The organism is Yersinia sp. Marseille-Q3913 (assembly GCF_963892745.1).
GTDB lineage: Bacteria > Pseudomonadota > Gammaproteobacteria > Enterobacterales > Enterobacteriaceae > Yersinia > Yersinia bercovieri.
In genome coordinates, this window is the sequence record NZ_CAWQAF010000016.1 from 49,624 (window position 1) to 70,258 (window position 20,635).

The following is a 20,635-nucleotide window of genomic DNA, read 5'->3' on the forward strand; positions in this document are numbered from 1 at the left end:
AAATTTTTCCTTACGTTAATGGGAAAGAGCCTGAATACTCAAAGAAGCTCTGCGGAACATAATTATTAATTTTATTCTCATAGCAATACTCAATGATCTGCTGCTTGCTGGTGACACCCGCTTTCTTATAGATACTTTGAGTAATATTACAGACTGTCCTGGGTGATAAGAACAGCTTTTTAGCGATCTCGCGACTGGAGTAAACATGTAAAAGATAGAACAGTACTTCCCACTCTCTTTTGGTAAAAAAATCAGAAGGTGGGGTAAATGTAAGTGACGTAGGGATTTTTATTTTAGTTAAGCGAGTTAACATTATATCGGCCGCGGGTCGACAATGAAAAATAACCCCTATGGATACACCGCCCTCATCGATTAATGGATATCTATCACAGAGATAGGGTGTAAAATAAGAGTGCCCATCATATAACTGTATATCAACTGATGTAGCACGCTCCTGTAATAACTCGACCCGACGGTCTTGCTTCTGAAATTCATCTTGAAACTCTGCTGACGGTGTTGGAATTTCGCCATCTAACCGCCCCTCCACACAATAATTAGCCGATAAAGCCCACAGTTTGTTGACTCTGGGATTGGCATAAATATATCTGGATTGATTATCCTTTATTGCCCAAGGTTCAGAACTGTGTTCCCAAAAACGAATTAATGATTCAGTGAATTGAGATAGTTTCTTCTCCATTTAATTAACCTCCTTATCTTAAGTCACTATTTATTTTAAAGGAAAAGGCCCTGAATATTCGAAAAAACTTCTAGGAACAAAATTGTTTATTTTATTTTCATAGCAATACTCAATAACCTGTCTATTATTGGCAACACCTGCTTTTTTATAAATGCTTTCACTAACATCACACACTTCACTTGGTGATAAGCTGAGTTTTCTAGCAATCTCTATGCTTGATAAGTTATGTAAAAGGTAAAATAGCACTTCCCACTCTCTTTTTGAAAATATCTCTAACGGGGAGGTTAATACCAATGATGTTGGCATTTTTATTTTATTTAGCCGGGTGAGCATAATGTTATTTACAGGTCTAATATGGCAGATCACCCCTTGGGATATATCATTTTCATCAATTAGCGGATATTTATCACAGAAATATGCCGTGTAACAAGAACAACCATCAAGTAAGTGGATTTCAATTGATGTAATGCGATCCTGTAATTTTTCAGCCTGCCGATCTTGTCGTTCAAATTCAGCGGAAAACTCTGCTATTGGTGTCGGAAGCTCACTATCAAGTCGTCCTTCGACACAATATTCATCGGGTAAGTATAAAAACTGATTAAACCTAGGATTTGCATAAACATATCTTGAACAATTATCTTTTACACTCCATGGTTCTGCACTTTGATCCCAAAATCTTATTAACATTTCAAGTGAGTCGAATAATTCTTTTTCCATTATATTTATCCCATTATGGTTAACTGTATTTACATTTATAAGAAAGATCCTGAGTTTTCAAAGAAACTTTGCGGGACATAATTATCAATTTTATTTTCATGACAATATTCTATAATCTGTTGCTTATTGGAAACACCTGCTTTTTTATAGATACTTTGGATGACATTACAAATTTCTCGTGATGACAAGCTGAGTCTTTTAGCTATCTCTGTACTTGAGAAGGGATGTAAAATATAGAATAGCACCTCCCACTCTCTTTTTGAAAATATCTCTAATGGCGGAGTTAACATCAATGACATGGGTGTATTTAACTTATTTAAGCAGGTTAGCATAATATTCGTCACAGGTCTGGCGTGGCAGATAACTCCTTGTGACACCCCCTGCTCATCTATTAATGGATATTTATCACAAAAATAAGGTGTGAAATAAGTAAGCCCATCGAGTAAATGTATCTCAACTGATGTTATACGGTCTTGTAATAACTCTACCTGACGATCTTGATGTTGAAATTGATCCTGAAATTCTGATACAGATGAGGGCATCTCACCATCTAACCGACCTTCTACATTGTATTTAACAGGTAAGTTAATAACTTTGTTGAATCTGGGATTTGCATAAATAAATCTGGATTGATTATCTTTTACACTCCAAGGGTCAGCGCTATTTTCCCAAAATCGGATTAACATATTAAGAGACTGTTCTACTATTTTCCTCATGAGATACTCCTCTAATGTTTAGTTTTTTCTTATCCTTCTGATAATTTTATGTCCTCTATAATCGATAAATCGGCTGGGCCATATCTCTTGAGGTGATATACCAATGGCATTGGCAATAATCATTTCACCTTTTGGCCAAGGACGCATGAGTGCATTAGAGAGTGTGCAGGGGGATAACCCATGCTCTCTTGATAACTCGGCAAGAGAACCTTTCTCTTTTCGGATTGCAGCTAAAATATCTTGTTTATGCCAGTCTTTGTTCATTTTAATTCACTCCAAATAATGCTAATGGAATATAATGAATTACTCTTGCTTAATCTGTTATTAACTTATCATGTGATAACTCTTAATTAATTTCAGATATATAACACTAAGCAGATAAATAATAATCTCCTGACCTGTCTTACATGGTAATTAACAGTAACTTCAAAATCATTAAATATCTATTATCGGTTTCTGTCCAGTGCAATTCATACTCGAGTTACGCTAAAAACTACCGCGTTGTAATAACAGATAATAAAAATATCGCTTTTTAATGATATATATTCTTTAGCAATCCTATAGCTGGGATATTAATTATAGCGATTTTTAAGAAAGGCGAATTGAAATTTATGACGTAATGATGCGATAGGAAAAGATGTAGGTTGCGGGTGAACCGATAAGCAACCATGCGGGCGCTGTTTATCGGTTCACTATTTTACAATGCTTGATCACTAACTGATGGTTAACCATAAACCGGCAAACTCATAACCACTTTGCTGCTGAAATTCCGCTAATGTTGGATTGCCCCAATCATTATCGCGAATGCCAGTGGCGGGGTCGTAATAAAGCCCGTCGGAACCACGGGCAAGCATATGAAGCGCTTGTGGGCCAGAGGCCACACAAATCAATTGGACTTGTCCGACGTTGGGGTCGGCATAAACGGCATCAGTATGCACATTTTGCTGGCCGACAACTACCTCACAAGCGACCTGTTCATGAGGGTACAACATACCTAAGGCAAATAAGCCCGCAGTAGTGATACTCACCGATGCCGTGCGGGTGAAATCCATTGCCACGGCGGCCATTGCTGCCGGAGAGTTATATCCCCCATTAGCAACATTTGCTCCACCATTGGGGTTGAGTATGCCCGTCAGGCTATAGATTTTGGTCTTAGCCGTAACAAAATCATCAACTTGGTAAATCACATTCGTGTTTTCCAGATAGGTGATAATGGTACTTTCCGGCCAGTCCGCAAAGGCTGCCAATGTGGCCGTTAGGGCATAGGCACCACACTCGTTACTGAGGTGTGGCTGAGTCAATTGGCCCACAGGATCAGCGAGTTGGCCTAATAATAGATTGAGTGGAATGCTAGTTGTCAGATTAGGCATAGTGCCTCCTCATAAAAATTGGATAATAAAAATGAGTTGTCGTAAGAGGCACGGCGAGTTAATCAAGCTGGCCGTGCAGATCTGCTTTTATCAAGCCGACGTTACCGTCCAGGTGCCTTGCGGGTTGTAGGTCACGTTAAACGCGGTAACCCCTTGAGTGGTATCGCATATTGCAGAACCGACCGACGAGGTGGAGAAATTAATCACCGTCCCCGGCTGGTAAGTCCCGGTTTGGACATAGAAGCTCAGCACCGGCTGGCAATCGATGTTTTTACTCGGTTCCGCATTGATAAAGCTCGATAAGACCGTGCCGCCGCTAGCGCTTTGTACCGCTAACCCCGCATTCAATACTTCCGTAATCGGGTTGAACGCGGGTGTGATAATGCGATAAGCGCCGGGCTGGACACCCTCGGTATAGCTGGCAGGTGACAAACCTAGCGAAGGATCAACAGAAAGTAATGTGGTGTTGGCCGTTTGCACCCCTGCTGTCGCAGAGGTTAAATCAACCGCCTGGCTGGAGGTGATGTATCCTGAGTCTTGCCCTACACTCAAATTCGGTAGCTGAGTTTGCGCGCCAGCATAGAACTGCATTAAGCACTCAAAGGTCAGCACGGAACCTGAGTTCGCATAGGGCTGCAACACTTCCTGAAAGATACTGTTGGAGTAGACTTTAGCGCCACCGGTATAAATCGCCGGTTTTTGGAAGAAGAAGAAGTCCTGCGCTGTTGGGCTGTTATTGATTACGTTAATTGTATAGAGAGTACTCATATTGTGTTCCTTAATAGATAAGAGAGAAACATCATTAGGTAGTACATCTGATACTCTACCCACAGTAGAAATTGCAACCTGCGTGCCAATCAATTAACTATTTGATTTAAAACTATTAATTTAATTTTTGTGAGCTGAAAATTCACAAATATGGACGATTCCGTCCAGAGAAAAAAGAGCATTGGCCGAAAATGACCATCGGCGCTGGTGCCGACTCATTCCGGTTGAAGCCACTCAGCCAGCAGTTGAGTCGCTCGGCTAACAAAAGGGGGAGCCTCATGGGGATCGATGCTTTTCAGCATGTTGGACAGCAGGGTAATGGCTTCCGGTTTTCGCCGCGTTTGGGCTAACAAGTTGGCCAGCTCGTGGGTCGCAACCAGTTGGGCAGGAATAACCCCCAATGTTTGTGCGGTCGCAATGGCGCAACGAAAACCTTGTTCCGCGCCAATAAGATCATTCAGTGCGCTTCTGGCGCGGGCTTTGACGACCATTAATTCACTGAGATAGGCGCGCTCTTGGTGCTTGAAGGCGAGTTCCAGCGCCGATGAAATCAGGGTGTCGCACTGTTGTGGTTGCCCAGATAGCAGTAATAACTCGCCACGTTTCCATGCTTGAAAAGAGTGAAATAGCTTGCCGCCCTGACAAAATAGGTCAGTTTCATCGCCATCAAACATATGTAGCTCTGCCTGAGCATAATCATGCTGCATCAGTAGATGGCAGCCTTTCAGCAGCTTTCCCAGCCCCCGATAAAACGCAAAACTATATTGCTGCGTCACTGTTTCTAACCCGTGGGTCAATCGACCCAAACTGTCACTCTCCTCGAATAGGCAGGCCAGCCATGCCGCCCCTCGTAGTGAAATAACACGATGAAAAGCAATAATGTTTTTATCAGCGGCGCGTAATTCCAATTTTTTGGCGATCTCTCTGGCCCGTTTGAATTTGCCCAGTTGCAAGAGCGCCAGCCCTTCCAATGTCAGCGCCATGCCGACCAAATCCAAACCCTGTTGATCACTATATTCGCAAGGTGTACTCAGCAATTTACTGCGCAATAAGCAGGTTAAAACCTCCTGATTATCCCCAAGCCAAAACAGGGTACTGGCTAGGGCGATATGGGCTTCACGCCATATCTGCGCGGTTTTTTCTGTCTGGCCACGTTGCAGTAACTCCTGAGCCAGAGTGCGGACTTGCGGCAAATCAAGGACCATTAGCTGTGCTGACCAGCGCCAGAAACAGAGCTCTGCCAGCTCTGACTCATCGCCGGTTTTCTTACCCAGGGTGATCGCATCATTATGATATTTCAGGGCATCATGACTTAACCAACCATGCAATATTTGGTAGCTGAGACTGAGTTGGCGATAGAGGTTGTAATGAAGCTGCCGAACCTCCTCATCTAAAGTGATCCCCACCAGCAGTTGCAATCCTTTTTGCAGATCAGCAATAGCTTCGTGGTAGGCCGAGCACTGCATCAGCCGTATTCCCTCCTGCAAATGCTGTAGCGCTATGGGCCGCTTATCCATCCGACCTTGAATGCGCCGCTCCACCGATTTGCGGCTGATACCCAGTAATTGAGCCGCTGCCGTCTTATTGCCCGTCGTCCGCTGTAGCGCTCGCTCGATCAACAGCTGTTCCACCACCACCAACTTATCGCCCCCCGGTAGTGCCAGCATGGCGTCAGCCAGCAGATCTGATGACACCTTCACCTCAAGCTGCGCGGTTGGCATAAAAGTGTCCAGCACCTCGCGAGTGATTAAGTGGGTATCCGATAATGCCGCTAATCTGTCGACTAAATTGCGCAACTCCCGCACATTGCCCGGCCAGGGATACTGCTGTAAGTGGGACATCGCGTGGGCGTTGAAGACTAATCGGTGAGTTTGCAGTGAGGCGAAATGTTCAATTAAGGCGGGGATATCTTCCCTGCGCTGGCTAAGGGCGGGAATATCCAGAGTGATGACCCCTAAGCGGTAGTAGAGATCCTCCCTGAAAACACCGCTTTTGACTTGGGTCAGCAGGTTTCGGTGGGTCGCCGCCACCACTCGCCCTTTAAAATGGCGCACATCACTGCTGCCAATCGGGCGGAAAGTGCGGGTTTCTAATGCTCGCAGCAGCTTAGGTTGCACCGATAAGGGCATTTCACCGATCTCATCTAAAAATAGAGTGCCATTGCCAACCATTTCCAAATGACCACGCCGATCACCTGATGCCCCGGTAAATGCGCCTTTGACATGACCAAATAGCTCCGCTTCAACCAAATGCTCTGGGATCGCGCCGCAGTTAAGATCAATAAAGGGGGCCGAGGGATTTTTACTGCGCTGATGGACCAATTGCGCAATCACTTCTTTGCCGCACCCGGTGGGGCCGCAAATCAGTAAGCTCTGTTGTGATGGCGCGACCCGCTCAACTAAGCGTAAAAGTTGATTAAACGCCGGGGACGAACCGATAACATTAATTGATGAATTACCCTCAGATGCTGGCATGACTCCCTCCTTGACACCAAGGATGGAGAAATAAAATCGAACCATCTGGAGGTGATTGCTGTGATTAGAATATGGGGAAAAATGAGTGTCTTAGTGGTTTTTATTCAATAATATCAATAAAATTTAATGCATTGGCGTGTGTTCTGCACATCAAATAGGCGGTGTTGCCCCTGCCTGTTATGGCGAAAAAATCAGATCCATCAATATATAACTGTAAGTTATCTATTCAATATTGCACATGTCTCGGCGAACAATTCGGTGAAATAGTGCGGGCGGTCACAGGAAAGCGGGGGCGAATAAGGAGGCGAGGTAAAAAGCGACCCGTTAATCTGCTATCAATTGAACGGGCGGCTTAAGGATGATGTTTAGCGGACGGCGTCATCTCCGGCGGCAACAGGCAGCACCATATAAGTGCCTGAAAACAGGGAGCCTGTATCTTCATCGCCAAATAATTTGACGTCTAACTGCACTCTGGCGCGGCGGCCACGGGCCAGCCGGTCCAAATCACCACTCAGGGAGCTAAGTTCAGCAACCGCTCTTGGCCTGCCGGTCACTGGCGCACTGTAGCGAATGTGTGCATCGGCGAGAATAATGGTGCCGCCTAAATGGCGCTCGCGCAGCAATAACCAAATCAACCCCCAGCCCGTCAGGGTCGCCAGCGAGAACAGACTGCCCGCGAATAAGGTGTGGTGCGGGTTTTGATTGCCCGCCTCCGGCATAGTGGTGACAAAACGCTGGCCGGTATATTGGCTGATGCGCACGCCCATTTTTTCACTGAGCGGGATATGGTCATACCATGCTTGCTGCAACTGACCACACCAATCGGGGCGATGCAAAATGTCATCCATGGTGGCGACGGGTTTTATCATCAAAAAGTGGCGTACCGGTGTCGTTTGTGGGGCGGTTATCTCCCCCTGGCTGACAAAGCCCAGTTTGGCAAAGAAATCGACCGCATCTTCACGGGCGCTACAGACGACCCGCTTCACCCCCTCCTGACGCGCCACCGACTCTAAGGTCATCGCCACCAGTGTTCCTAGCCCTTTATCACGGACAGAGGGGTCAACGGCCAGAAAGCGAATAGCGGCCTCATTATCAGCATTGATATACAGCCGACCAATGGCGACGGGCCTCCCCTGCTCATCCACCACCATCTGGTGATGAGCCATAGCATCATAGGCGTCTTTTTCTGATCCCACCGGTTGGTGCAGTGGCTTGCGTAACATCTCCCAACGGAATTGATAATAATCTTTGAGTTCTTGTTCTGTTATGGGCACACGCAAGTGGTACATAGGCACATTCTCTCTTTATAATTATCAATAAAATCTATGGCATAACCCTCAATCCATGTCGTTAGCCCAAGCAATATCCTGCCCCTAGACTTGTAACCAGAAAGTCACTGGGCCATCATTTACCAAGCTGACTTTCATATCTGCTGCAAATAATCCCGTTTCAGTTTTTACACCACGCTCACGGCACTGAGCAACAAAATAGTGATATAAGCGTTCAGCTTCTGCGGGCACTGCACCACGAGAAAAGCCCGGCCTCATGCCCTTTTGGGTGTCGGCAACCAGTGTAAATTGCGATACCACCAGCACGCTGCCGCCCGCTTGCTGGACATTGAGGTTCATTTTGTCGTTCTCGTCGCCAAAAATTCGATACCCCAGCACCCGATCACATAAGCGCTGCGCTTTTTGCTCGGTGTCCTCTTGTTCGACGCCGAGTAAAATCAGCAATCCGGGGCCAATCTCCCCGACAACCTTTCCCTCTACCACCACATTGGCGCTAAGCGCCCGTTGAATCAACGCAATCATAATGCTTCACATCTCCTGACTCTGGCTCTCGTCCCCATTTGGCTTATGGCGCAGTGCCCGATACTCACCCAAGGTGACGGTAATTTCCGCCCCCAGTAGCACGATGCACCAGCTCCAGTAGACCCAGAGGAATAGGATTGGGATGACGGCCAGCACCCCATAAATCAACTGATAAGAGGGGAACAGCGTGATATACATCGTGAACCCTTTCTTACCTAGCTCGAATAGCAGTGCCGCGACCAATGCGCCGATCAGTGCGTCTCGGGCCGGCACCCGCACGGTGGGCACCACACTGTACAATAACCAAAATGAGACCCAGGAGATCAATAGCGGAAACACCCGCAATATCTCATCGATCATGCTGTCGACCTGAGCATTTGCCAGCCATTGCAGTGACAGCAGATAAGAGCTGATCACCATGCTGGCCCCCACCAGAATCGGCCCCAGAGTCAGTACCATCCAGTAGACTGCAAATGAAAACACCAGTGAACGCGGGGTTTTGCTGCGCCAGATCTGGTTAAGCACACTGTCTACCGAGTAAATCAGCAGCAGCGCGGTCACAATCAAACCACAGGTGCCGACGACTGTCATGCGATTGGAGTTCGCGACAAACTGCTCAAGGTAGTTTTGGATGATGTCGCCGGTAGCGGGCATAAAATTGGAAAAGATGAAGGCTTTCAATTTTATGCTGATATCGGCAAACATCGGAAACGCCGCGAACAGGGCAAAAACCACGGTGATAAGTGGTACCAGCGAAAGCAATGATACATAGGCCAAATGGCCAGCTAGCATCGTTAACCCGTCTTTATCGATTCGGCTGTAAAGCATTCGGCCAAAAGTGACACAGGGTTTTAAGGGAGGAGTTACGCGAAAACGCAGAAATTTTGCCATGTTCGTCTCTCAGTCAACACGATCTGGCCCAGTTTTGGGCCAGCGTGACCACTAAGGCTAACCCATTAATGGTTGGAGCAAGAACTTATCAGGAAAAATAAGCAGGAATAACTGTTCGGTCGGTGACATGAATGGCAGTAATTCCTTCGATTCTGGCCGCGACAATATTCGCCTCGACATCATCGAAGAAGATAGCCTGTTCCGCCGGGGTACTTTCCGCATTTAGCACATGTTGATAGATTCGGGCTTCCGGTTTACGCATCCCCAGATCCTGGGAGAGATACATATGGTCGGCAGCGGCGGCGACTTCAGGGTAGTGCTGTGGCCAGTGATTACAGTGCAGGCGATTCGTATTGGATAGCACCACCACCCGATGCCCCTCCTCGCGCAATTTATGCATAATCGCGATCACTTCAGGGCGCAATGCGACAAATACCGCCTGCCATCCTTCGGCGAACTGTTCGAAGCTGAGGGAGACGCCCATTTCATCACTGAGCTGACGGGCAAAGTCCTCATCGCTGACCTCTCCACGTTCATGCTGTTGGAATACCTCGCCCATCGTAAAACGCTCGCTCAATGTCGCCAGCGGAACACCGCTTAATTTGCTCCAGACACCCAACACGCGTTTAAAGTCGATATCAACAATCACATTCCCTAGATCAAAGATATACAGCATAGCGCTCTCCCAATTAGATGGTGAGTTTCACTGTAACGGGAAAAGGTAAAACTGAACAGAGAGAGGAAGAAAAAGGCAGGGGTGAGTCAGGAAAAATAATATTTTTGTAAGCCGCGGGAAGTATCCCCAAAGACATTGGAGTTGCGGTTTGAAATATGAAGGGGATAAAGAACTCAGGGCGCTTTTCGCGCCCTAAGTATCAGCAGAACAAAGAAGAATTAACCTTCTTTAGGACCACGACCTGCACGCTTACGATCGTTTTCCGTCAGATGACGCTTACGGATACGGATTGATTGCGGGGTAACTTCAACCAATTCATCGTCATCGATGAATTCCAGAGCCTGTTCTAGAGTTTTCTTCAGGAAAGGAACCAGAGTGGTTGCTTCGTCAGTACCGGATGCACGCATGTTGGTCAATTGCTTACCGGTCAGGCAGTTTACAGTCAGGTCGTTAGAACGTGAGTGAATACCGATGATCTGGCCTTCATACACTTCTGTACCGTGACCGATGAACAGCTTGCCGCGGTCTTGCAGTTTGTACAATGCGAATGCAACAGCTTTACCCTGACCGTTAGAGATCAGCACGCCGTTTTGACGTTGGCCGATTTCGCCCGGACGCACATCATCATAGTGACTGAATGTGGAGTACAGCAGACCAGTACCTGAAGTCATGGTCATGAATTCTGTACGGAAGCCAATCAGGCCACGGCTTGGGATCATGTAATCCAGACGAATACGACCTTTGCCGTCTGGGATCATGTCCTTAACATCGCCTTTACGCTCACCCATGGCTTGCATCACTGCGCCCTGGTGCTGCTCTTCGATATCCAAAGTAACGCTTTCAAATGGTTCTTGATGGCGACCGTCGATAATACGGTTGATAACTTTAGGACGAGATACAGCCAGCTCGAAACCTTCGCGGCGCATGTTTTCGATCAGAACCGACAGGTGAAGTTCACCACGGCCTGATACGCGGAATGCGTCAGCATCTTCAGTTTCTTCAACACGCAGAGCTACGTTATGGATCAACTCTTTGTTCAGGCGGTCTAGGATCTGACGTGAAGTCACGTACTTGCCCTCTTTACCACAGAACGGAGAGGTGTTAACGCAGAAATACATGGTGACGGTTGGTTCATCAACAGACAGCGGCGGCAATGCTTCAACAGCATTCACGTCACAGATAGTGTCAGAGATGTTCAACTCGCCCAGACCGGTGATAGCAACAATGTCGCCCGCTTCAGCCAGTGTGGTTTCGATACGTTCCAGACCCATATGGCCCAGTACTTTACCAACTTTACCGTTGCGAGTTTTACCTTCGCTATCGATAACAGTGACTTGCTGGTTAGGTTTAACAACACCACGTTTGATACGGCCGATGCCGATAACACCTACGTAGTTGTTGTAGTCCAACTGGGAGATTTGCATCTGCAATGGACCGGTGCTGTCTACGTCTGGCGCAGGCACATGGTCAACGATTGCTTGATACAGCGGGGTCATGTCCGGCGCCATATCATTGTGGTCTTCGCCCGCAATACCCATCAATGCAGATGCATAGATGATAGGGAAGTCCAGTTGTTCGTCGGTTGCATCCAGGTTAACGAACAGGTCAAACACCTGATCCACAACCCAGTCAGGACGCGCGCCAGGACGGTCAACTTTGTTGATTACCACGATAGGTTTCAGACCATGAGCAAAGGCTTTTTTGGTCACGAAACGGGTCTGCGGCATCGGGCCATCCATTGCATCGACGACCAACAGCACAGAGTCAACCATAGACATTACACGCTCAACCTCACCACCGAAATCGGCGTGTCCTGGGGTATCCACGATGTTGATGCGGTAGTCTTTCCAGTTAATGGCGGTATTTTTCGCGAGGATAGTTATCCCACGCTCTTTCTCCAAATCGTTGGAGTCCATTACACGTTCAGTTGCTTCAGTACGTTCACCGAAAGTACCAGATTGTTGTAGCAACTTATCGACCAGGGTAGTTTTCCCATGGTCAACGTGCGCAATAATGGCGATGTTACGCAGATTCTCGATCACAGCTTTTTTGCCTCAGGCATTTAGAAATAGCGCGCTATTGTACACGTAATAAGCGAGGGACTAAACAAGATCACAAACTTCTCTTATAAACAACCTGACGGCGGTTAGTTTGTGATCCCTTTCACGGTGCAAAAATAGCCTTTCGGCCCACTTTTGCACCAATATAGTGCTCAACGGCGCAAATGAAGCACCAGAACAGTGCAATATAGCTATCCTGGTGCATACTGAATATCAGCAGACCCCTATGATATGGCATAACCGGGGGGTTTGGAAAGTTGGCATAGATTTCGCAATGTATTTTAGCATGAATCGCCAGCTCTAATAACTGTACGAAATAAATAGTGACAAGTTTGCTGTTTTGAGTGACACCAAAGCACCATAAACCTCAGTAATACACGGTAATCGTTCCACGACGACGACTATGACAAATCCAGGAGATATAAGTATGTCCGCTGAACATGTTTTGACGATGCTGAATGAGCACGAAGTGAAATTTGTTGATTTGCGTTTCACCGATACCAAAGGTAAAGAACAGCACATCACTATTCCAGCTCATCAGGTCAACGCTGACTTTTTCGAAGAAGGCAAAATGTTTGATGGCTCCTCGATTGGTGGCTGGAAAGGCATTAACGAATCCGACATGGTACTGATGCCAGACGCCAGCACCGCTGTTATGGACCCGTTCTTCGAAGACTCCACACTGATTATCCGTTGTGACATCCTTGAGCCAGGCACCCTGCAAGGTTATGACCGCGACCCACGTTCTATCTCTAAACGTGCAGAAGAATTCCTGAAATCTTCTGGTATCGCCGATACCGTGCTGTTCGGGCCTGAGCCAGAATTCTTCCTGTTTGACGATGTTCGTTTTGGTAGCAGCATCCGTGGTTCCCACGTCTCTATTGATGATATCGAAGGCGCATGGAACTCCAGCACTAAATACGAAGGCGGCAACAAAGGCCACCGTCCAGCAGTGAAAGGCGGTTACTTCCCAGTGCCTCCTGTCGACTCTTCACAGGATCTGCGCTCTACCATGTGTTTGACCATGGAAGAGATGGGCCTGGTGGTTGAAGCGCATCACCATGAAGTGGCAACAGCCGGTCAGAACGAAGTGGCTACCCGCTTCAATACCATGACCAAGAAAGCTGACGAAATTCAGATTTACAAATACGTGGTGCACAACGTGGCACACGCATTTGGTAAAACCGCGACCTTTATGCCAAAACCTATGTTTGGCGATAACGGTTCAGGTATGCACTGCCATATGTCTTTGTCCAAGAACGGCACCAACCTGTTCGCTGGCGACAAATATGCTGGCCTGTCTGAAATGGCGCTGTTCTACATCGGCGGCATCATCAAACATGCTAAAGCTATCAATGCCTTGGCTAACCCGACCACCAACTCCTACAAGCGTTTGGTCCCAGGCTACGAAGCACCGGTCATGCTGGCATACTCTGCCCGTAACCGTTCAGCTTCTATCCGTATCCCAGTTGTTGCCAGCCCGAAAGCGCGTCGTATTGAAGCGCGCTTCCCTGACCCAGCAGCTAACCCATACTTGTGCTTCGCCGCACTGCTGATGGCTGGCCTTGATGGCATCATCAACAAAATTCACCCAGGTGATGCGATGGACAAAAACCTGTATGACTTGCCACCGGAAGAAGAAGCAGAGATTCCAAAAGTGGCAGGTTCACTGGACGAAGCCATGATTGCACTGAACGAAGACCGCGAGTTCCTGACCCGTGGTGGCGTGTTCACTGACGATGCTATCAATGCTTATATCGAGCTGCGTAAAGAGGAGATGGACCGCGTCCGTATGACTCCGCACCCAGTTGAGTTTGAACTGTATTACAGCGTTTAGTTTTATTTTACCCAATAGATTTCAAGGTGTAGGAAGGCGGCAAACAAGAGAACCCCGATGAGCTTACACCAGTAAGTGATTCGGGTGAGTGAGAGCAGCCAACACACCTACAACTTGAAAGATGACGGGTTGTTGCCGTGGAAACTTTTGGCCCATCTTCGGATGGGCTTTTTTCTCCACCGCTTAATTAGCTAATAAATTATGCCCGAAGTAATTGAGTTCGCTGGCAGGCCACGAATCTCGATAAAAAAGGTATTAATGCATCCCCAATGTGCAGGAGTCTGCGTAATGGCAACAGGCACGCTGCCCGATGCTGGGCAGATCCTCAATTCTCTCATCAATAGCATTTTGCTATTGGATGACTCTCTGGCGATTCATTATGCCAATCCCGCAGCGCAACAACTGCTGGCGCAAAGCTCCCGTAAACTTTTTGGTACACCACTACCCGAATTATTAGGCTATTTTTCCCTGAATATCACCTTGATGCGGGAAAGTCTGGCGGCCGGGCAGGGTTTTACCGATAACGAAGTGACGTTAGTGGTTGATGGTCGCGCGCATATTTTGTCACTGACGGCACAAGCGCTGCCGGAAGGTTTTATACTGCTGGAAATGGCACCGATGGATAATCAGCGTCGGTTAAGCCAAGAACAATTGCAACATGCTCAACAAGTTGCCGCCCGTGATCTGGTGCGAGGGCTGGCTCACGAAATTAAAAACCCGCTGGGCGGCTTACGGGGTGCAGCACAATTATTGTCAAAAGCACTGCCTGATCCGGCCTTGCTGGAGTACACCAAAGTGATCATCAAGCAGGCTGACCGCTTGCGAAATTTGGTTGACCGCTTATTAGGTCCACAACGGCCCGGTCAACATGTGACGCAAAGCATCCATCAGGTTGCTGAACGGGTCTGTCAGTTAGTCTCGCTGGAAAAGCCAGATAACGTGACGTTAATTCGCGACTATGATCCGAGTTTGCCTGAGCTGGCCCATGATCCAGACCAAATTGAACAAGTGCTGCTGAATATCACCCGCAATGCATTACAAGCGCTAGGTGAAGCAGGCGGCACGATTACGTTGCGCACCCGAACCGCATTTCAGGTCACTCTCCATGGTATGCGCTACCGTTTGGCGGCGCGGATTGATATTGAAGATGACGGCCCCGGTATACCCACGCAATTACAAGATACAGTGTTCTATCCGATGGTAAGTGGTCGCGAAGGGGGTACTGGCCTCGGCTTATCTATTGCCCGCAATCTTATCGATCAACATTCGGGTAAAATTGAATTTAACAGTTGGCCGGGACACACCGAATTCTCGGTTTACCTGCCTATTCGCCAGTGAGGTTTCTATGCAACGAGGGATAGTCTGGATCGTCGATGACGATAGCTCCATCCGCTGGGTGCTTGAACGCGCACTGACTGGGGCAGGTCTAAGCTGCGCAACATTCGATAGCGGTAATCAGGTGTTGGATGCATTGGCGACGCAAACTCCAGATGTGTTGTTATCAGATATCCGTATGCCCGGCATGGATGGATTAGCACTGCTGAAACAGATTAAGCAGCGCCATCCGATGCTCCCGGTCATCATAATGACGGCACACTCTGATTTAGATGCAGCGGTCAGTGCTTATCAGCAAGGGGCATTTGATTATCTGCCCAAGCCCTTTGATATCGATGAAGCTGTCGCCCTGGTTGAGCGCGCGATCAGCCATTATCAGGAGCAGCAACAACCGCCACGCAGTCAGCCGGCCAGCGGCCCGACCGCAGATATTATCGGCGAAGCCCCAGCGATGCAGGACGTTTTCCGCATCATTGGCCGCTTGTCTCGCTCCTCGATCAGTGTGCTGATCAATGGTGAGTCCGGCACGGGTAAAGAGTTGGTGGCCCATGCACTGCACCGCCATAGCCCGCGCGCTAAAGCGCCCTTTATCGCGCTGAATATGGCGGCTATCCCGAAAGATTTGATTGAATCTGAGCTGTTTGGCCACGAGAAAGGCGCGTTTACTGGTGCCAATCAGGTGCGTCAGGGCCGCTTTGAGCAAGCCGATGGCGGCACACTGTTTTTAGATGAAATTGGTGATATGCCGTTGGATGTACAAACTCGCCTGCTGCGCGTGCTGGCTGATGGTCAGTTCTATCGGGTCGGGGGCTATGCACCGGTCAAAGTGGATGTGCGTATTATTGCTGCAACTCACCAGAATCTGGAACTGCGCGTTCAGGAGGGGAAATTTCGCGAGGACTTATTCCATCGTCTGAACGTGATTCGGGTGCATTTACCGCCGCTGCGTGAACGTCGTGAAGATATTCCGCGTTTGGCCCGCTACTTCTTGCAAGTGGCCGCCAAAGAGTTGGGGGTTGAAGCCAAGAATCTGCATCCAGAAACCGAAGTAGCGCTGACTCGCCTGCCCTGGCAGGGTAACGTGCGCCAACTGGAGAACACCTGTCGCTGGCTCACCGTGATGGCGGCAGGGCAGGAGGTGCTGGTGCAGGATCTCCCTTCTGAGCTGTTTGAAACCAGCACGCCGGATGCGACGGGTCAGCGGACACCGGATAACTGGTCAACACTGCTGGCGCAATGGGCTGATCGTGCATTGCGGTCCGGCCATCAGGATCTGTTGTCTGAAGCGCAACCAGAGATGGAGCGGACACTGTTAACCACCGCCTTGCGCCACACGCAAGGCCACAAACAGGAAGCAGCGCGCTTACTGGGCTGGGGTCGCAATACCTTAACGCGGAAGTTGAAAGAGTTGGGAATGGAGTAACTAGACTCACATAATTCTGACTTGAAAGTCACCCTCATTGCTGAGGGTGGCCTCATCAGATAACGCGGGAGAACTGCTGCCTGCGCGCCTGTTTGCGTAAATAGATATCGAAGCACATACAGATATTACGAATGAGTAAGCGCCCGCGCGGCGTCACACGAATGCCCTTTTCATCCCGCTCCACCAGCCCATCTTGTTCGAAGGGGGCCAGCAGTTCAAAATCCTCGGCAAAATAATCCGCGAAATGAATCCCATACTGTTGCTCAATCGGCTGATAACTGATTTGGAAATGACAAATCAGCGTTTTAATCACATCGCGGCGCAGGCAATCATCTTCGGTCATCGTCAGACCACGCCACAGCGCATTGCCCCGTTGTTCCACACAGGCATAGTAGGTTTTCAGATCTTTTTCGTTCTGCGCATAGCTGTCACCCAACATGCTGATCGCCGAAACACCTAAACCCAGTAAATCACTCTCGCCTTGGGTGGTATAGCCCTGGAAATTACGGTGTAGTGTCCCTTCCCGCTGCGCAACCGCTAACTCATCATCTGGGCGAGCGAAGTGGTCCATGCCAATAAACTGATAACCGGATTCGGTTAGGAAGCTGATGGTGTGCTGCAAAATATCCAGTCGTTGCTCGGCACTGGGTAAATCCGCATCTTTGATTTTGCGCTGCGCGGCAAACAGGCTTGGTAAATGGGCGTAATTAAAGACGCTCAGGCGATCAGGATTTAGCTCAGCCACTCGTTTGAGGGTAAAAGCAAAGCTTTCCGGTGTCTGCTTGGGCAGGCCATAAATCAGATCAATATTGGTGGAGTTAAAACCGAGGGCTTTCGCGCGCGCAATTAAGGCAAAGATAAAATCTTCATCTTGCTCACGGTTAACCAGCCGTTGCACCTCTTTATTGAAATCCTGCACTCCCATGCTCAGGCGGTTAAAACCCTCCGCACGTAGGTGGTCAAGCACATCCAGTTCAATTTCCCGTGGGTCCACTTCAATTGACTGCTCCGCACCGGGCAGGAAATCAAAGTTTTCACGCAGCAGATCCATCAGGTGGGTAATTTGCGTTTTATTCAGGTAGGTGGGTGTACCGCCGCCCCAGTGCATCTGACTAACCTGACGCCCAGCGAACAGCGCCGCACGCTGGCGGATCTCTTTTTCCAAAACCGCCAGATATTCATCAGCTTTATGTTGCTGGCGCGTCACCAGCTTATTGCAGCCGCAGAAGTAGCAGAGCTTATGGCAAAACGGAATGTGCACATACAGCGATAAAGGCCGCTGCGGGTAGCGCTGCACCGCCTGCTGAAAAGCAGCTTCGTTATAACCTTCACTGAACTCAAGGGCGGTGGGGTACGAGGTGTAGCGCGGCCCTGAATAATTATATTTTTGAATCAGGGACAGATCCCAAACTATGGTGTTTTCAGATATCGCGTGCTCAGACATGTTCACTCCTTCCGATATTTGCGCCTACCGGGCCGGTTAGAGGGCAGATGTTTTCGTTGTCTGGCCGCAGTAGCGCTGCGCAACCGCTTTCTTCGTTGCGACAGCCGCCATAGTTTACCCAATAACCACAATAGATAACATGTCAATAGTAGGGCTATTGTTCGGATGACCCACTGCATAACTTAAAATGCGTCTTTTGGATTACCGCCCTTCAGCAATTTCAGAATGTCTTCCGGCTTCTCTTCTTTCTCTTCGTCATCTTCATCGTCGCCCAACTCAATACCCAACTGCTCCATCAGGGCATCAATGCGGTCTAATGTCAGATCAACGTAAGCCTGATCTTCTTTGCTCAATACTTCGTCGTTATCCAGACGATCAAGCAATGCATCAAGACGCTCATCATTTTCCAGCTTGGAAAGCTCTTCTTCCGGCGTCAGACGTGGCTTAGCTTCGGCTTTAACCACCGGTTTAGTGGTTGGCTTGGCTTTAGCTTTGCTCTCAACCACCAGCGGCACAGGCACTTTACTGCCGAAGCGCGGATCTTTCTCTTGCACCGGGGTCTGGCCCTTCTTATTACTGCCCTCAACGTTACTTCTCGCGCCGGAGCGATTGCCGCTATGTTTTTTCTGACGCTTACGTTCGCGAGCTTCGATATCCAGCTCTACACGGGTCTTTTTAATGCGCTTTGGTGTTGCGGTGCCTTTTGGGGCTGCGCGTGGTGCTTTAGTTGGCTGCTTCATAACCTGTGCTCTTAAATGAGTATGGGATCGGATTGAGTATATACCCGTCATCTTAAAATTATTGGGTATAGGATTGGGCGGAATCTAGCAGAAAGCGGACAAAGAAAAAAGGCGGCAGATTAACCTGTCGCCTTTTTTCGCACCTTCTGCCGAAGGATATCCTTACAGCGCACTCCCTGCACTTACATAACGTCCCGGTTTCTCCATCCTGCAATACGCCATCCCTACCGTCCCTCCAGCCCTGAAGGTGACTCACCCGGCGCTCCGGCCTGTGTCCCTAAACATCCTTTTACCTGAACTCCATTATCATCCCTGGCTCACCGCATATCCATTACGTTCCTTAAGCATAGGTCACTCATCCTAAGTGATTTCGCTCCCTGCCAGCACATCCAGCGCTATGGGTAATACAAACAGTCACTTGTTTTTATTCAAAAAAATAATCATAAAAACAAATCACCTGTTAATGATATTAGCTGACTTTTATGAAGTTTTTCTTAACAGTTACTCAATGATAGGCCATTAATTTTCTCGACAATGACCACCAACTCACAAAAATAGCAATTTCACGGAGAAAGCGCAGAAAAGAGCAGTGGAAGATAAACCCCCTTTTTTCGTCGTGATGCAGTTATAATCGCTCCATGTAAGCTATCTCTCACGGAGACGACAAATTTTGACTATCAGAAACTATAACTACCACATGACTCATTTCGTCATCAGTGCTCCGGATATCCGCCATCTGCCACGTGATGAAGGTATTGAGGTGGCATTTGCTGGCCGCTCAAATGCCGGTAAATCGAGCGCACTCAATACGTTAACCAACCAGAAAAGTCTGGCCAGAACCAGTAAAACCCCGGGCCGTACCCAGCTGATTAACTTGTTTGAAGTGGTCGATGGCGTGCGCCTGGTTGACTTGCCGGGCTATGGTTATGCCGAAGTCCCAGAAGAGATGAAACTCAAGTGGCAACGCGCACTGGGTGAGTATTTGCAAAAGCGTAACTGCCTGAAAGGATTGGTTGTGTTGATGGATATTCGCCATCCGCTGAAAGATTTGGATCAGCAGATGATTACCTGGGCAGTGGCCGTCGGCACGCCGGTGCTGCTATTACTGACCAAAGCAGATAAGTTGGCATCAGGCGCTCGCAAGGCCCAATTGAATATGGTGCGGGAAGCGATTATTCCCTTTATGGGCGATATTCAGGTTGAAGCTTTCTCATCATTGAAAAAAATTGGTGTCGATAAATTGCGGGAAAAACTGGATACCTGGTTCAGTGAGATCCCACCAGAAGTGATGATTGATGATTATGACGAGCATGATGATCAAGGTGAGTAATTAACCACCTACCACAGCCCGAAAGGGCTGTTATCTCCCCTGAATACTCCCCCGCTCAGACGGCAAAAAGTGCCAATTTCTCTGACAAAAGCCCAATAAAAAACGCCCCAGTCAACAAGTGACTGGGGCGGCTAATATATAGCCAAATCCGATTACGTGAAGTAAAAGGTCTGAAAGATAGAACATCTTACCTCTGTACCCTACGTCTGTAACTCTACATCATTTTTTCGCAGGGCAAAAGAATTTTTTGTTGTATAGTTACACAAATTGGCACGATTCAGCGCACATCTACCCACCATAATCGGCACTAAATGTAGCTTAATTACATAAAGTGCTTTATTTATCA

General features: G+C 48.1%; 18 protein-coding genes. 4 read left to right on the forward strand and 14 right to left on the reverse strand.

Translation table 11 applies throughout. The features are described 5' to 3' along the window. Nucleotides 1-10: 10 nt before the first annotated feature. From AACW11_RS08610 to typA, 12 genes are all read right to left on the reverse strand, one after another. On the reverse strand, nucleotides 11-697 hold the full coding sequence (locus AACW11_RS08610; protein WP_212586476.1) for a helix-turn-helix transcriptional regulator: 687 nt from the start codon (nucleotides 695-697) through the stop codon (nucleotides 11-13). Nucleotides 698-727: 30 nt separating this feature from the next. Beyond that, nucleotides 728-1,414, reverse strand: coding sequence for a helix-turn-helix transcriptional regulator (locus AACW11_RS08615; RefSeq protein WP_212586477.1), 687 nt, complete (start codon nucleotides 1,412-1,414; stop codon nucleotides 728-730). A gap of 35 nt (nucleotides 1,415-1,449) precedes the next feature. Then, complete coding sequence (locus tag AACW11_RS08620) at nucleotides 1,450-2,130, reverse strand: helix-turn-helix transcriptional regulator (protein WP_212586478.1); 681 nt, start codon at nucleotides 2,128-2,130, stop codon at nucleotides 1,450-1,452. 18 nt (nucleotides 2,131-2,148) lie between these two features. Continuing rightward, nucleotides 2,149-2,394 (reverse strand): helix-turn-helix domain-containing protein, encoded by a 246-nt coding sequence (locus AACW11_RS08625; RefSeq protein ID WP_005277707.1) that lies wholly within the window; start codon nucleotides 2,392-2,394, stop codon nucleotides 2,149-2,151. A gap of 449 nt (nucleotides 2,395-2,843) precedes the next feature. Further along, on the reverse strand, nucleotides 2,844-3,500 hold the full coding sequence (locus AACW11_RS08630) for a hypothetical protein (protein WP_212586479.1): 657 nt from the start codon (nucleotides 3,498-3,500) through the stop codon (nucleotides 2,844-2,846). A gap of 90 nt (nucleotides 3,501-3,590) precedes the next feature. Then, the gene (locus AACW11_RS08635; RefSeq protein WP_212586480.1) at nucleotides 3,591-4,268 is read right to left on the reverse strand and encodes a hypothetical protein; all 678 of its coding nucleotides are present in this window, start codon (nucleotides 4,266-4,268) and stop codon (nucleotides 3,591-3,593) included. A gap of 215 nt (nucleotides 4,269-4,483) precedes the next feature. Then, complete coding sequence (locus tag AACW11_RS08640; RefSeq protein WP_212586481.1) at nucleotides 4,484-6,742, reverse strand: sigma-54 interaction domain-containing protein; 2,259 nt, start codon at nucleotides 6,740-6,742, stop codon at nucleotides 4,484-4,486. Between the two features lie 365 nt (nucleotides 6,743-7,107). Next, a complete protein-coding gene (fabY, locus tag AACW11_RS08645) occupies nucleotides 7,108-8,031 on the reverse strand; it encodes a fatty acid biosynthesis protein FabY (protein WP_212586482.1) in 924 nt (307 codons plus the stop codon). A gap of 84 nt (nucleotides 8,032-8,115) precedes the next feature. Further along, nucleotides 8,116-8,553, reverse strand: coding sequence for a D-aminoacyl-tRNA deacylase (gene dtd / locus AACW11_RS08650; protein ID WP_212586483.1), 438 nt, complete (start codon nucleotides 8,551-8,553; stop codon nucleotides 8,116-8,118). Between the two features lie 6 nt (nucleotides 8,554-8,559). Beyond that, nucleotides 8,560-9,444 carry a virulence factor BrkB family protein gene (locus tag AACW11_RS08655; RefSeq protein WP_212586484.1) on the reverse strand — a complete coding sequence of 295 codons (885 nt, stop codon included), beginning with the start codon at nucleotides 9,442-9,444 and terminating at the stop codon, nucleotides 8,560-8,562. 88 nt (nucleotides 9,445-9,532) lie between these two features. Next, nucleotides 9,533-10,120, reverse strand: a complete 588-nt coding sequence (yihX, locus tag AACW11_RS08660; protein WP_212586485.1) for a glucose-1-phosphatase — start codon at nucleotides 10,118-10,120, stop codon at nucleotides 9,533-9,535. 218 nt (nucleotides 10,121-10,338) lie between these two features. Then, nucleotides 10,339-12,162, reverse strand: a complete 1,824-nt coding sequence (typA, locus tag AACW11_RS08665) for a ribosome-dependent GTPase TypA (protein WP_005277722.1) — start codon at nucleotides 12,160-12,162, stop codon at nucleotides 10,339-10,341. Nucleotides 12,163-12,607: 445 nt separating this feature from the next. Between typA and glnA the strand changes: the two genes are divergently transcribed. The 3 genes from glnA to glnG all read left to right on the forward strand — a co-directional run bounded on the left by glnA (nucleotide 12,608) and on the right by glnG (nucleotide 16,775). Next, nucleotides 12,608-14,017 carry a glutamate--ammonia ligase gene (gene glnA / locus AACW11_RS08670; protein ID WP_212586486.1) on the forward strand — a complete coding sequence of 470 codons (1,410 nt, stop codon included), beginning with the start codon at nucleotides 12,608-12,610 and terminating at the stop codon, nucleotides 14,015-14,017. 288 nt (nucleotides 14,018-14,305) lie between these two features. Next, complete coding sequence (gene glnL / locus AACW11_RS08675; protein ID WP_212586487.1) at nucleotides 14,306-15,355, forward strand: nitrogen regulation protein NR(II); 1,050 nt, start codon at nucleotides 14,306-14,308, stop codon at nucleotides 15,353-15,355. Nucleotides 15,356-15,362: 7 nt separating this feature from the next. Beyond that, on the forward strand, nucleotides 15,363-16,775 hold the full coding sequence (gene glnG / locus AACW11_RS08680; protein WP_048618680.1) for a nitrogen regulation protein NR(I): 1,413 nt from the start codon (nucleotides 15,363-15,365) through the stop codon (nucleotides 16,773-16,775). 55 nt (nucleotides 16,776-16,830) lie between these two features. Here glnG and hemN read toward each other — a convergent pair whose 3' ends face one another. After that, on the reverse strand, nucleotides 16,831-18,219 hold the full coding sequence (gene hemN, locus AACW11_RS08685; RefSeq protein WP_212586488.1) for an oxygen-independent coproporphyrinogen III oxidase: 1,389 nt from the start codon (nucleotides 18,217-18,219) through the stop codon (nucleotides 16,831-16,833). Between the two features lie 182 nt (nucleotides 18,220-18,401). Then, the gene (gene yihI, locus AACW11_RS08690; RefSeq protein WP_049602833.1) at nucleotides 18,402-18,959 is read right to left on the reverse strand and encodes a Der GTPase-activating protein YihI; all 558 of its coding nucleotides are present in this window, start codon (nucleotides 18,957-18,959) and stop codon (nucleotides 18,402-18,404) included. 670 nt (nucleotides 18,960-19,629) lie between these two features. On the opposite strand from yihI, the gene yihA reads away from it, so the two are divergent. Continuing rightward, the gene (yihA, locus tag AACW11_RS08695) at nucleotides 19,630-20,289 is read left to right on the forward strand and encodes a ribosome biogenesis GTP-binding protein YihA/YsxC (protein ID WP_212586489.1); all 660 of its coding nucleotides are present in this window, start codon (nucleotides 19,630-19,632) and stop codon (nucleotides 20,287-20,289) included. Nucleotides 20,290-20,635: the final 346 nt, after the last annotated feature.

Bases quoted from the DNA above. Each gene is read 5' to 3' on its own strand.
- AACW11_RS08610 (WP_212586476.1), bottom strand. From the start codon at position 697: ATGGAGAAGAAACTATCTCAATTCACTGAATCATTAATTCGTTTTTGG.
- AACW11_RS08615 (WP_212586477.1), bottom strand. From the start codon at position 1,414: ATGGAAAAAGAATTATTCGACTCACTTGAAATGTTAATAAGATTTTGG.
- AACW11_RS08620 (WP_212586478.1), bottom strand. From the start codon at position 2,130: ATGAGGAAAATAGTAGAACAGTCTCTTAATATGTTAATCCGATTTTGG.
- AACW11_RS08625 (WP_005277707.1), bottom strand. From the start codon at position 2,394: ATGAACAAAGACTGGCATAAACAAGATATTTTAGCTGCAATCCGAAAA.
- AACW11_RS08630 (WP_212586479.1), bottom strand. From the start codon at position 3,500: ATGCCTAATCTGACAACTAGCATTCCACTCAATCTATTATTAGGCCAA.
- AACW11_RS08635 (WP_212586480.1), bottom strand. From the start codon at position 4,268: ATGAGTACTCTCTATACAATTAACGTAATCAATAACAGCCCAACAGCG.
- AACW11_RS08640 (WP_212586481.1), bottom strand. From the start codon at position 6,742: ATGCCAGCATCTGAGGGTAATTCATCAATTAATGTTATCGGTTCGTCC.
- fabY (WP_212586482.1), bottom strand. From the start codon at position 8,031: ATGTACCACTTGCGTGTGCCCATAACAGAACAAGAACTCAAAGATTAT.
- dtd (WP_212586483.1), bottom strand. From the start codon at position 8,553: ATGATTGCGTTGATTCAACGGGCGCTTAGCGCCAATGTGGTGGTAGAG.
- AACW11_RS08655 (WP_212586484.1), bottom strand. From the start codon at position 9,444: ATGGCAAAATTTCTGCGTTTTCGCGTAACTCCTCCCTTAAAACCCTGT.
- yihX (WP_212586485.1), bottom strand. From the start codon at position 10,120: ATGCTGTATATCTTTGATCTAGGGAATGTGATTGTTGATATCGACTTT.
- glnA (WP_212586486.1), top strand. From the start codon at position 12,608: ATGTCCGCTGAACATGTTTTGACGATGCTGAATGAGCACGAAGTGAAA.
- glnL (WP_212586487.1), top strand. From the start codon at position 14,306: ATGGCAACAGGCACGCTGCCCGATGCTGGGCAGATCCTCAATTCTCTC.
- glnG (WP_048618680.1), top strand. From the start codon at position 15,363: ATGCAACGAGGGATAGTCTGGATCGTCGATGACGATAGCTCCATCCGC.
- hemN (WP_212586488.1), bottom strand. From the start codon at position 18,219: ATGTCTGAGCACGCGATATCTGAAAACACCATAGTTTGGGATCTGTCC.
- yihI (WP_049602833.1), bottom strand. From the start codon at position 18,959: ATGAAGCAGCCAACTAAAGCACCACGCGCAGCCCCAAAAGGCACCGCA.